A 12,576-nucleotide genomic window follows, 5' to 3' on the forward strand; every position below is an offset into this window, starting at 1 on the left:
TTTTTTCTCAATAAATCTTACAGACTTAGCACCTTAGTATTTTAACCACTTTGAAAACTTAGCAGCTTAGAACCTTAGTTTCTTAGCACCTTATTTATTCGGTTGCGGTGTCATACGCAAATATGGTTTTATTGGAGTATGTCCTTTTGGAAATTTTGCAGGAATATCACTGTCCGGAACCGCAGGAGTAATTACTACATCTTCTCCATCTTTCCAGTTTGCTGGTGTTGCAACGCTATAATTTGCTGTTAATTGCAAACTATCGATAACACGAAGCAGTTCATCAAAATTTCTTCCTGTTGAAGCTGGGTACGTAAGCGTCAATTTTATTTTTTTATCGGCACCAATAACAAATACAGAACGTACTGTAAATTTGTCACTTGCATTTGGATGGAGCATATCGTATAAAGTGGCTATTTTTTTATCCTCATCAGCAATTATCGGAAAATTTACTGTTGTATTTTGAGTTTCATTGATGTCTTTTATCCACTCTTTGTGTGACTCTAAACCATCAACGCTTAAAGCAATAACTTTTGTATTTCTTTTAGTAAATTCAGGAAGGTAATTAGCAACTGTTCCTAATTCAGTTGTACAAACCGGTGTAAAATCTGAAGGATGCGAAAATAAAACTCCCCATGAATCTCCTAACCATTCGTGAAAATGAATTGGTCCTTCTGTAGTTTCTGCAGAAAAATCCGGAGCTATATCGCCTAATCTTAATGTTGACATAATTGTATTTTTTTAGTTCATCTAAAATTAGTCAAAAAAAGAACAAGGAAAACATTCAATTCCGAAAAAAAAGTTAAAATTCTATCTTTTCTATCTAATTACTATTCTAAGCTAAATAAAACTAACGACAAAGTACCATATAGCAAGGGTTACAAACGAAACTGGAATTCCGAAACCAATCATCATACTGCTCAATTTTGGCTTTAAACCATAAGTCGAAGCCAAAATTGCACCTGTTATCATCGGTGCCATTGCAATTTCAATAATGGTGATTTTTATAGCTTCAGAATGCTGATTAAAAACAAAAACGTATAAAACCAAAATGATAAACGGAGTGACAATTAGCCGAAAAAAAAGTCCTAGTCGCAAAAATTGCAAGTGCTGACTTTTTCGATCAAAACTCAATTGCAATCCAACTGAAAATAAAGCTAATGGCGTAACTAAACTTCCCAATTTCAATAAAAGAGATTGAAGATTAAGTTCTAAATCGTACTCAAAAACATTCATCAAACAAGCGACAACAAATGTAATAAACGGTGGAAAAAAGATGATTTTCTTAAAAATACTCAAAGCATCGGGACTTCCCTTAGAATAAAAAGCGGCAACGAAAACACCTAAAGTGGAAACAACAACAAAAGTTCCTGGCTGATCTACCAAAACAGCTGTTTCTAAACCTTTTTTTCCAAATAAAGCTTCAACAATTGGATATCCAAGAAAAGATGAATTGCTTAATCCTGCAGTCAGAATTAAACAGCCAATCAATTTATTTGACCAGCCTAATCTTTTTCCTAAGAAATGAAAAAAAACAAAAGCCAGTAAAAAACTAATCCAGCCCGCTCCTATTGGAAACAATAACTCATTGCTCCATTTTATTTTCGGAATATGATATAAAGTGATTGCCGGCAGACATAAATAAATGACAATTTTATTGATACTCTTATAGATATGCGTTGGAAATTGCTTTATATTTTTCAAAAGCAATCCTAGAAACAAAAAGAAGAATATTAGAATAAAGTTGTTCATATCGTTAAGTAGCCACAAAAATAGGCATTTATAAGCTGATGTATAAAACAAATTATACCGCTTCATAAAGTTTTTATTACTTTTAATCTGTAATTTAAAAAATCAATGCAGCGAATACGAGATAATTTTGAGCGAATGGCAAAACTTTCAGATGAGGACTGGAATACTTTTTCGTCAAAGCTAATACGTCAGGAATTTTCAAAGAAAACGCCTATACTTGAAACGGGGCATGTCGAAAATTATCTTTCGTTTATAGAGAAAGGATTAGTTCGGTATTATATTCCGGGTGAAGATAATGATCTCACTTTTACGTTTGTATTTGATGGAGAATTTGCAAGTGGATATGATTCGTTTATTACAAGACAACCGGTAAATTATACCATTGAAACTCTTGCTGACACCATACTTTGGCGCATATCATATAGCGATCTTCAGGATATTTATGCCGAAACAAAAATTGGTAATACTCTTGGGCGTCTTGCAAGTGAGGGATTATTTCTAAAAAAATCGAAGCGGGAACTTTCGCTCCTTAACGATTCTGCTGAGCAACGTTATCGCAATTTATTTACAGAACAACCACAATTGATTCAAAAAATTCCTCAAAAATACCTTGCTTCTTATATTGGCATTACTCCACAAGCTTTAAGCAGAATAAGAAAACGCATTTATTAACCCAGGTTCATTGTTTTAGGTTTCTTTAGGATGCAACTTTGCATAAAAAAGATATGGAAACCTTAATTATTTTATTCGGAGTCTTTGCAAGTGTTCTACTTATTATAAAATTAACAATTAAAAAATTTAAAGTTTCACAGGCTGGCAGAATAGCAATGGCTGCAATGCTTGTATTTACGGCGATTGGGCATTTTGCATTTGCCAAAGGAATGGCAATGATGATCTCTTTTTTACCTTCACCTATCACAATTGTATATATTACTGGAATCATAGAACTAGTAGCGGCGGCAGGACTTCTGATACCAAAAACAACATCACTTACAGGCAAACTACTTATAGTATTTTTTATAATGTTGCTTCCTGCAAACATCTATGCTGCATGTCACAATATAAATTTACAAACCGCCGATTATAGCGGCAAAGGCATTTCGTACCTATGGTTTAGAATACCACTGCAACTTCTTTTTATACTTTGGGTTTATTATTTTTCAATCAGAAATCAATCAAAAATCAAATAGCAATCAAAGGAATGCACATTGTTTAAACAAATGATGTGCACCACTTCCCGTTTCATCTTAGCTTCTATTTAAATTAAATTTTAGTTAAAACTTTTTTTTATTTCATAAAACAACTTACATTTGTAACATATTTTATTACAGTATGCTTTCAGGTAAATTTGCCATTACGATTCACATTCTTACTTTGCTCACTAAATTCCCAAATGATTATTTATCATCGGAGTTTATTGCGGGGAGTATTAATCTGAACCCTGTTTTGGTTCGAAAAGAAATTGCCAATTTGAAATCACACAACATTGTAGAAAGTAAAGAAGGTAAAAATGGCGGAACAAAATTGTCTGTTGATCCAGGTAAAATCACCTTAAAAGAGATTTTCGAAATGACTTTTGAAACCATTAATTTAGGTTATGCCAAAAATCAACCCAACCCGGATTGTCCTGTTGGAAAAAAAATCAATCAAAATCTATCTGCCTTATATGCAGATATGAATCAAAAAGTTAGTTTACAACTTGAAGGAATTTCTTTGGAAGATTTTTCGAATCAGTTCTAAAGCTATTTTTTTATACAAAACTGTAACATTTTTTATTACTATTAAATTATATATTATGAAAATCGCAATTATTGGAGCAACAGGATTTGTTGGCTCAGCTATTTTAAACGAATTAGCAAACAGAAATCACAACATTACTGCTATTGCCAGAAACCCGAAAGAAACATCAAACGCAACATGGATTGCTACAGACATTTTTAATGTTGATGCTTTGGCAGATGTTTTAAAGGGACATGACGTTATTATAAACGCTTATAATCCAGGTTGGACAAACCCAAATATTTATGACGATTTTCTGGCAGGTTCAAAAGCAATTCAGGAAGCTGCAAAAAAATCTGGTGTAAAACGTTTTATCACGATCGGTGGTGCGGGAAGTTTATTTGTTGCACCAGATTTACAAGCAGTTGACACTCCTGATTTTCCTAAAGAAATCTATCCGGGAGCAAGCGCCGCAAGAGATTATTTGAATATTATTAAAGAAGAAAAAGATTTAGATTGGGCATTTTTTAGTCCGGCTTTCGAAATGCATGCAGGAACTACAACCGGAAGAACAGGAAAATACCGTTTAGGTTTAGAAAATCCTGTTTTTAATGATGAGCAAAGAAGTATTCTTTCTGTAGAAGATTTAGCAGTTGTTATCGCTGACGAAACAGAAACGCCAAAACATCACCAAGTACGTTTTACAGCGGGGTATTAAAACACTAATTTCACTAATTTTTACAAATTGATTAGTGCTAATTTGTGAAATTTGTGTTGAATCTCATAAACAGTTTCAAAAATCCTTTTTTTTGAAACTGTTTTTGTTTTCTGTACTTTTACAATACCAAAAAAAGTATTTTGCCAAGTCCAAATAAACAATCGAGCAGTTTACAAGAAAAAGCCGGAATTTCGCCCCCAGAAATTACCAGTATTTCTGCTATAAATCAAATTCAGAAAAACAGGAGAAAGCAACCTTCTTCAGATGAATTAATTGACGGAATTCTTAACGGAAACAGAACTTCTTTAAGCCGTGCCATAACTTTAGTAGAAAGCACAAATCCCGAACATGCTGAAAAAGCAAATGAAGTTATTAATGGATGTTTGCCTCATGCCAATAAATCGATCAGAATAGGAATTACAGGTGTTCCCGGCGTTGGAAAAAGTACTTTTATCGAAGCTTTTGGAACTTTCCTGACACAGCTGGGTAAAAAAGTTGCTGTTTTGGCCGTTGATCCAAGCAGTTCGCTTTCGCACGGGAGTATTCTGGGTGATAAAACCCGAATGGAAGAACTCGTGAAAGATGAAAATGCTTTTATCAGGCCAAGTGCTTCCGGAGATACTTTGGGCGGCGTAGCCAGAAAAACCCGTGAATCAATTATTTTATGCGAAGCTGCAGGTTTTGATACGATCATTATAGAAACCGTTGGTGTTGGGCAAAGTGAAACTGCTGTACACAGTATGGTAGACTTTTTTCTATTATTAAAGATTTCAGGTGCCGGAGATGAACTTCAGGGCATTAAACGCGGCATTATGGAAATGGCAGATACTATTGTCATCAATAAAGCAGATGGCGATAACATCAAAAAAGCAAATCAGGCGAAACTTGAATTCAACAGGGCTTTGCATTTATTTCCTCCAAAAAAATCAAATTGGCAGCCAAAAGTTACCACTTGCAGCGCAATTACAAAAGAAGGTGTATCAGAGATTTGGAACACAATTTCTGCTTATTTTGAAATGACAAATAAAACAGGCTTTTTTCAGGAAAAACGAAAAGAGCAGAATCATTTCTGGATGATGGAAACCATAAACGAGCAACTAAAATTCAACTTCTATAATCAACCGGAAATAATTTCACAATTAGAACAAAACAAAAAAGCAGTGCAAAACGATGAAATTTCACCTTTTGCAGCTGCTCAGAGTTTATTAAAATTGTATTTTAACAAAGGGACAAAGTAGCAAAGGTTCAAAGGGACAGAGTAAAAACTTTTGTCGCTTTGAACCTTTTTCCTTTGGACCTATTTAGTTCCTCTCAACTTATACTTATTCTCCTTATATAAATTACCTGCTGTAATAACATGCGCCAAAGCATCTTTTGCTAATTCTTCATTTAATTTTACAGGAATTAAGGTTGTATCATTTTTGATTTCGAATTGCAGAGGTTTCAAATTTGGCTGCATAATTACAACCTGATTTTCAACTCTAAATGCGTTGATATCATTAAACTGCATAATCGATCTTCCTTGTGTTTTTGGATCCAATTGATTTAGGTTTCTTCCCACCATTGGCGTTTCAAAAGGAATTCCTAAATAACCCAATAATGTTGGCGGAATATCAATTTGACTTGCCAGTTTGTTATATGAAACTCCTTTTGCAACTCCTGGCCCCATAATTAAGGCCGGAATATGGAATTTGTTTATTGGCACTAAATTTTTACCGTAGGTTCTTGTATTATGATCCGCGATTACGATGAAAATCGTGTTTTTGAAATAAGCTTCTTTTTTTGCCATTTCAAAGAATTTCCCAATCGAAAAATCGGCATATTTCATTGCATTATTTACTGTCGCAGCCGTTTTGTCATACGTTTTAATTCTTCCTGCCGGATATTCAAAAGGTTCGTGATTTGAAGTCGAAAACATTAAAGAAAAGAAAGGCTTATTCCCTTTTGCTTTAAAATAATTATTTGCTTTTGTTACCAAATCTTCATCAGAATAACCCCAGGTTCCTTTAAACGCATATTCATTTCCGTCCGATTCAAAATCTGTTTGATCTACGATATCCTCAAAGCCATTTCCGTTGAAAAATGAAGCCATATTATCAAAATTTGCCATTCCACCATAAATAAAACTAGTGTCATAACCTTTTTGTTTTAAAGCATCTGCAAGCGTGAAAAATCCTTGTTGAGAGTTCCCTAACTTCACAACACTTTCAGACGGTGACGGCAAAAATCCGGTTACAACCGCTTCAATTCCACGTACGCTTCTGGTTCCTGTGCAATATAAGTTGGTAAACAACAAACCTTCTTTGGATAATTTATCAAATTCAGGTGTTAATGGTTTTCCACCTAAAATTCCAACATATTCAGCTCCTAAACTTTCCTGCAAAAAGATTACTAAGTTATATGGTTTCTTCATAAGAGAATCCGGCTGCTGCACATGCAAAAACGGAATATCAGCATCATTAAAATCACTTTTTCCGGCTATCATGTATTTTTTTACACGAGCGATTGCTTCGGCTTCGTCCATTTTACCATACATTTTTGTGTTTCCTTCGTTTTTAATCGAATAGGCAGCAAAAGCAACAGTATAAAATGAATTCAATCCCAAACAATTTGTCAATTGATCTGTAGAAAAAACAGCATTACTGGCGTTAATTGGACGTTTTGAAACCAAACTTGAACGTGCTCCAAAGAACAATAAAAAAGCCACTAATGGAAAAATCATCAGTTTGAATTTATATTCGGCACTTCTAGAATGAAAAAGCTGTTTCCCTTTTTTGAAAGCAAAATAAATTACAACTCCCAAAATTAAAAAAGTCACAATAATCGAAGTCAGGTAGCTTTTTAAAAGCATTCCAACTACTTCTTTAGGGTAAATCAGATAATCTAAGAAAATTTTATTCGGACGTGTATCGTATTGTTTTACAAAATCCGGCGAAGCCAATTCTACAAACAAAATCAAAAACAGGAATAAAAAACTATAAATTACCAAAAATGTATTCGTAAACTTAAGCCATTTATTAGGCAAAAATGTAATTAGTACAGCGGGAAGAAAAGACAAATAACAAAGTAAAATCAAATCCATTCGAAGACCGATTGGAAAAATATACCAGAAATTGGGTGTTTCGACAACTCTATCTTTAAAGAGAAAAAATAAAAAGATTCGACTTAAAGTGGTAATTAGCAATCCGATTGCTATAAAATTAAAAACAGGTTTTAAAAAACGTAAATTTTTCATCAAAAAGATTTAAATGTTTTGGGCTGAGGTAGATAATTACAGATTCTCTATTCTTCGTAACGGTTTATTTCTCTATCATAAAACTCATTAGCCAAAACAATTAGTCCTTCCATTTCAGCATTCAATTCTGCTTCATCAAGATCTTCAGCTTCTTCCATAAATTCAACCTCATCATCTTTTAAATTGATTATAAATCTTGGGTAATCAAGGTGAATGATAAAAATATCATCTGGGAAATCAGTATTATCTCCAAGTAAAAATTTAGGTAATTCCATTTTTATTTAATTTATTTTTTTGTTTATATTTTTTTGTCACAGATTGAACGGATTAAAGTGTTTCAAAAATAATCTGTGAGAATCTGTTACTTATATTTTAATCTCCAAATTTAGTTATTTGAAGATGAATTATGGATTAATTTTTTGGTTACGTAATGAAAGCGAATATACACAAATATTGCTGCTGTCGTTAATCCCGGCAAAGATAATCAGAAGCTTTGAATTCTTAGGTATTATTAAAATTATAAGCAAATATTAAGCATTTAATAGCTCAATACGAGATTATATAAAAATTTCAAAAAATTATATAACAAACACCAAATGCCTTGCGTTTAATTTTACACTATTAATAATTAAAAAAATATTGTCATGAGAAAATTACAATTTATATGCCTTGCTGCTTTTGCTTTTTTATACACCAACACAACATTCGCTCAAGACAGTGAAGTAAAAAATTACGATCAGGGATTTAGATTAGGTTTTGGGGTAAACGGTGGTTTGCCAACTGATAATGCTTACGATTGGTCTCTTGGTGGTGACGTTCGTTTACAATATGATTTATCAAGAAGAACTTCACTTACATTAACTACTGGTTTCACCAATTTATTTATGGGAAAAGATGAAAATGGAGTTGATGTAAATGATCTTGGATTTATTCCGGCAAAAGCTGGTTTTAAAGCTTTTGTATGGGAAGATCAATTTTATGTTCTTGGTGAAGTTGGTGCCGGTTTTGCCGTAACAAACGGTTATGACGATACTACTTTTTTATGGGCACCCGGAATTGGATATGCTAACAAATACATTGATATCAGTGTACGTTACGAAGATTACAATAAATTCAAAACAAATCAGGTAGCGCTTCGTTTAGCGTATGGATTTGATTTGTAAAAAATACTTTCATTTTTATTCTTTTGTTTTTGGTAATAATCCCGGCAGATCCTCACAATCGCCGGGTTTATAATTTTATGGAAGTTCTAAAATATCTATATAATAATAAGGAACAGCCATTATTCATCCTGACAAAAATTATCTAATTATCTCAATTGACAAATTATCTAATTATTTATTCCCCGATAATTCCTTCTTATACATTTCAAAGTTGGCTTTTATTTTGTCGTCTAATTCCGGTTCTTTAATATCCGTGTATTTTTTCATTTCTTCCCAGATAATTTTGGCCACAATATAGCGGGCCATTTCTTTATCATCGGCAGGAACTACAAACCAAGGCGCGTGCTCTGTCGAAGTTCTGTTTATAGCTTCCTCATAATATTGTTGGTATTCGTCCCAATGCTCGCGTTCTTTCAGGTCGCCTGGAGAAAACTTCCAATTGTGCTTTCCTTCTTCCAAGCGGCGTAACAATCGTTCTCTCTGCTCTCCTTTGCTCAAATGCAGAAAAAACTTCATGACAATCGTTCCGTTTTCGGCAATATGACTTTCGAAATTATTGATTTGCTCGATTCTTTTTTTCCAAAATTTAGGCGTAATATCATCCACAGAATTTATTCCGGGTAAATTCTCTCCCAAAACATATTCCGGATGTACGCGTGTAACCAAAACATTCTCATAATGCGTGCGGTTAAAAATCGCAAATTTTCCTTTTTCGGGCAAAGCAATATAATGACGCCATAAATAATCGTGCTCCAACTCAGTCGAATTGGGCGTTTTAAAACTATGCACCACTACTCCACGCGGATTAAATTCTTTAAAAACTTCCCGAATCAAACTATCTTTTCCGGATGTATCCATTCCCTGCAAACAAATTAAAACGCTGTATTTATTATGCGAATACATTACGTCCTGCAAATCGCTTAATTTGTCTCTCACTTTGTCCATTTTTTCTTCTTTCTCTTCATCATCAGCTTCTATATCTAACAAAGTTGGAATCTTGGATAATTTTATTTTATCTGTAACTTTAAAATCATTCGGATCTATAGATTTCATATGTTTTTATTTTTTGTATTATAAATATACTAATTTTACGAATTCCGATAGCTATCGGAACTGCTATTCATTGCAATAGTTTTTCCCGGAGTTTCAGGACTATTAAGGCTACATTTAGTTTTCAAAACAACATTCATGGAAAAATTTACATTAGAAATATTATTTCAAATCATCGGAATCGGTTCGGCATCAGGATTATTTTTCAATAACGATTCATTGTATATCATTGGCGATAACAGCGGATTTTTATACGAATACAATATGCAGAATCAGCAATTAAGCCATCATCCATTAATCGATAATCCGTCACAAAATATTCCGAAAAATATAAAACCAGATTTTGAATCTGTTACGCATCATAATGATACACTTTATGTTTTTGGTTCCGGTTCAACCGAAAACAGAAACAAAATGATTGCCTTTGATTTAAAAAACAAAACCATTTTACAAAAAAATAATTTGGCCGATTTATACGCCGTAATGCAAAGTTTCGGCGCTATAAAACCAGAAGATTTTAATTTGGAAGGCGCTATTTTTGATGGCGAAAACTGGTATTTGTTCAATCGCGGAAATGGAATCTCAAACAAAAACACCATTTTTACGATTCATGCTAAAAGTCTGGGTGAAGAATTTGCTTTGGTTGCCACCAATTATAAGCTGCCAAAAATAAAAGGCGTTCGTTCTAGTTTTACCGATGCTATTTTGGTCGAAGATAAAATCTATTTCCTTTCTACCGCAGAAGATACCAAATCGACTTACGACGACGGAGATATTTTGGGAAGCTTCATTGGTAGAATCGATCTTAAAACCATGAAAATTGATTTTACGCAAAAAATAACATCCACAAATAAATTTGAAGGCTTGACTTACTATAAAAAATCAAATGATAAAATTGAATTTTTATTATGTGAGGATAATGATACTGAACTTTTAGAAACGAAGATTTTTAAGTTGGTTTTACCAGTTAAGTAATACACAATTCATAACCACAACGTTAATCGTAGAGGCGCACAGCAGTGCGTCTCCCGCAAAGAATTTCCACATTCATATATTTAGAATGATATATACATTGTCGATTCAATTGCGAATGATGGATTAAAATCCATCCCTACAATATGATCCGTTCCTCCGGAACTCTTTATAAAATTCCGGAGGAATGATTTATTTTGTAGCAAGGGATTTTAATCCCTTAAAAAAAATTGGCGAATATCTTTGAGGGAGACGCACTGCTGTGCGCCTCTACAAATGCGCCTTTACAAATATATTCAAAGATAAAACCCTGAACCTTTGTATCTTTGTTACTTTAAACCTTTTAAAAAAAACTTTTTTTTAACCTCGTCCCAACCTTTTTATCTTTTTATCTCTCTATATAAGAAAGACACCAATTGTGATAAACGAAACTCAAATATCCGGCTGCAAAAAAATGAACCGCGACGCACAGCGTCAGGTTTATGAGCATATGGCTCCAAAACTGTATCGCGTTTGCAAACGATACTTAAAGAAGGAAGAAGAAATTGAAGAAGCTATGGCTGATGCATTCTATACCATCTTTACAAAAATAGAACAGCTTAAAGAAGATAAAGCTTTTGAGGCGTGGGCAAGAAAAATAGCGGTTAACCATTGTTTGGCAACGATCAAGAAAAATACAAACTTTAATATGTATTTGGATGATGTCAAACTGCTTTCGCAACCTTTTACTGACGAGATCAATTCGCTCGAAGAAGAAGATTTGCTCAATTTATTGAATCATATTCCGGATGGCTGTAAAACTGTTTTTAACCTTTTTGTTATAGAAGGTTACGGACACAAGGAAATAGCCGGCATGCTCAACATTTCTGAAGGCACATCAAAATCACAATTGAATGCTTCTAAAACTAAGTTGAAGGAATTAGTAAACAAATTGTATTACCAAAAAGCAAAGTAGTCATGGACAATCAAGATAAAATATTCGATAAATTTAAAGAGGCAGCGCAAAACTCTGAGCTGAAAGATTTTCCGGGAATGGAAAAAGTCTGGTCGCGCGTTGAAGAGAAACTCGACAAGAAAGAAGATAAAAAAACAATCGCGTTATGGAAAAAAATTGCCATTGCAGCGTCTCTTTTATTATTAATTTCTTTAGGATCTCAGTTTTTGCTATCAGATAAAACAAAAGAAATTCAAAATAATCAAGTTGTCGTTACTGATTCTGTTGAAACGAAAACTCAGAATGCTGTTGTAGAAAAAGATGGTGTTGCTGTTGAAAATTCTGAAATAGTTCCGAAAGAAGATGCTGTTAAAATTCTGGACAAACAAATTCAACAACAGCAAAAAGTAGCGGTAAACGAAATACAACGTTCGTTTAGCGAAGGAACTGCAGATGCAGTATCGGCAGCACCAGTTCTTAATGAGGTCGTTGTGGCAGCTCCGGTTCAATCTGCACCAAAATACGCAGAAGAAGAAGTTGCTGTCGAACAAGATAAAAATGAAAGTTTCGGTTATTCAAAAGCAGTACAAAAAGAATCTGCCCGAGTAGCTTTCGCTGAAAAGCAATCATCTGTAAAAGCTAAGAAAAGTGCTCCGCTGGTGGTTATAAACGGAAATGCGATGGCCAATAGCGATGACGCCAAAAAAGACAAAATGATGTCTGCTGAAATATCAAATCTTGAACCTTCAAACGTAGATTCATTAGTAATTCTGGACGAACCTTTATATATTATTGACGGAATTTATTATTCTGAAAATGATTTATACGGCTCAAATCCAACGAGTCCGTACGCGCCTTTGGACAAACAGGAAATTAAAACCATTACAATACTTCAGGATCTGGAAGCCACATCAAAATATGGCGAAAAAGGAAAAAAAGGAGTTGTAATCATCACCACGAAAACAGGAAAACCGATCAACAAAAAATAATTCTTACATCAAAAAATCTTTGTCAGAGTTGAGGCTTTGGCAAA

The 12,576-nt window shown here is 33.7% G+C and carries 14 protein-coding genes; 9 read left to right on the forward strand and 5 right to left on the reverse strand.

The annotated features are described in order from the left end of the window. Window positions 1-90: 90 nt before the first annotated feature. Window positions 91-729, reverse strand: coding sequence for a peroxiredoxin (locus AC4FQ3_RS12025; protein WP_042565174.1), 639 nt, complete (start codon window positions 727-729; stop codon window positions 91-93). A gap of 111 nt (window positions 730-840) precedes the next feature. After that, the gene (locus AC4FQ3_RS12030; protein ID WP_491182007.1) at window positions 841-1,752 is read right to left on the reverse strand and encodes an AEC family transporter; all 912 of its coding nucleotides are present in this window, start codon (window positions 1,750-1,752) and stop codon (window positions 841-843) included. 105 nt (window positions 1,753-1,857) lie between these two features. Between AC4FQ3_RS12030 and AC4FQ3_RS12035 the strand changes: the two genes are divergently transcribed. The 5 genes from AC4FQ3_RS12035 to meaB all read left to right on the forward strand — a co-directional run bounded on the left by AC4FQ3_RS12035 (window position 1,858) and on the right by meaB (window position 5,427). Further along, window positions 1,858-2,424, forward strand: a complete 567-nt coding sequence (locus tag AC4FQ3_RS12035; protein ID WP_042565172.1) for a Crp/Fnr family transcriptional regulator — start codon at window positions 1,858-1,860, stop codon at window positions 2,422-2,424. Between the two features lie 53 nt (window positions 2,425-2,477). Further along, window positions 2,478-2,942, forward strand: coding sequence for a DoxX family protein (locus tag AC4FQ3_RS12040; protein ID WP_491182008.1), 465 nt, complete (start codon window positions 2,478-2,480; stop codon window positions 2,940-2,942). Window positions 2,943-3,084: 142 nt separating this feature from the next. Then, window positions 3,085-3,492 carry an Rrf2 family transcriptional regulator gene (locus tag AC4FQ3_RS12045; protein ID WP_491182009.1) on the forward strand — a complete coding sequence of 136 codons (408 nt, stop codon included), beginning with the start codon at window positions 3,085-3,087 and terminating at the stop codon, window positions 3,490-3,492. 55 nt (window positions 3,493-3,547) lie between these two features. After that, entirely contained in the window at window positions 3,548-4,189 is a 642-nt protein-coding gene (locus AC4FQ3_RS12050; protein WP_042565251.1) for an NAD(P)-dependent oxidoreductase, read from the forward strand. Window positions 4,190-4,329: 140 nt separating this feature from the next. Continuing rightward, the gene (gene meaB / locus AC4FQ3_RS12055; protein ID WP_042565169.1) at window positions 4,330-5,427 is read left to right on the forward strand and encodes a methylmalonyl Co-A mutase-associated GTPase MeaB; all 1,098 of its coding nucleotides are present in this window, start codon (window positions 4,330-4,332) and stop codon (window positions 5,425-5,427) included. Window positions 5,428-5,486: 59 nt separating this feature from the next. Here meaB and AC4FQ3_RS12060 read toward each other — a convergent pair whose 3' ends face one another. Next, window positions 5,487-7,424, reverse strand: coding sequence for an LTA synthase family protein (locus AC4FQ3_RS12060; RefSeq protein WP_491182010.1), 1,938 nt, complete (start codon window positions 7,422-7,424; stop codon window positions 5,487-5,489). Window positions 7,425-7,471: 47 nt separating this feature from the next. Then, window positions 7,472-7,699 carry a DUF8828 family protein gene (locus AC4FQ3_RS12065; RefSeq protein WP_017495128.1) on the reverse strand — a complete coding sequence of 76 codons (228 nt, stop codon included), beginning with the start codon at window positions 7,697-7,699 and terminating at the stop codon, window positions 7,472-7,474. A 369-nt stretch (window positions 7,700-8,068) separates the two neighbouring features. On the opposite strand from AC4FQ3_RS12065, the gene AC4FQ3_RS12070 reads away from it, so the two are divergent. Continuing rightward, window positions 8,069-8,587, forward strand: a complete 519-nt coding sequence (locus AC4FQ3_RS12070; RefSeq protein WP_042565167.1) for a hypothetical protein — start codon at window positions 8,069-8,071, stop codon at window positions 8,585-8,587. 171 nt (window positions 8,588-8,758) lie between these two features. Here the strand turns inward: AC4FQ3_RS12070 and AC4FQ3_RS12075 are convergent, their stop codons facing one another. Then, window positions 8,759-9,640 (reverse strand): PPK2 family polyphosphate kinase, encoded by an 882-nt coding sequence (locus AC4FQ3_RS12075; protein ID WP_491182011.1) that lies wholly within the window; start codon window positions 9,638-9,640, stop codon window positions 8,759-8,761. Window positions 9,641-9,775: 135 nt separating this feature from the next. On the opposite strand from AC4FQ3_RS12075, the gene AC4FQ3_RS12080 reads away from it, so the two are divergent. From AC4FQ3_RS12080 to AC4FQ3_RS12090, 3 genes are all read left to right on the forward strand, one after another. Further along, window positions 9,776-10,612: a DUF6929 family protein gene (locus AC4FQ3_RS12080; RefSeq protein ID WP_491182012.1), complete on the forward strand. Its 837-nt coding sequence runs from the start codon at window positions 9,776-9,778 to the stop codon at window positions 10,610-10,612. Window positions 10,613-11,063: 451 nt separating this feature from the next. Further along, window positions 11,064-11,564: an RNA polymerase sigma factor gene (locus AC4FQ3_RS12085; RefSeq protein ID WP_042565163.1), complete on the forward strand. Its 501-nt coding sequence runs from the start codon at window positions 11,064-11,066 to the stop codon at window positions 11,562-11,564. 2 nt (window positions 11,565-11,566) lie between these two features. Then, entirely contained in the window at window positions 11,567-12,532 is a 966-nt protein-coding gene (locus tag AC4FQ3_RS12090; protein WP_491182013.1) for a hypothetical protein, read from the forward strand. Window positions 12,533-12,576: the final 44 nt, after the last annotated feature.

Source organism: Flavobacterium sp. AK-345 (assembly GCF_058310175.1).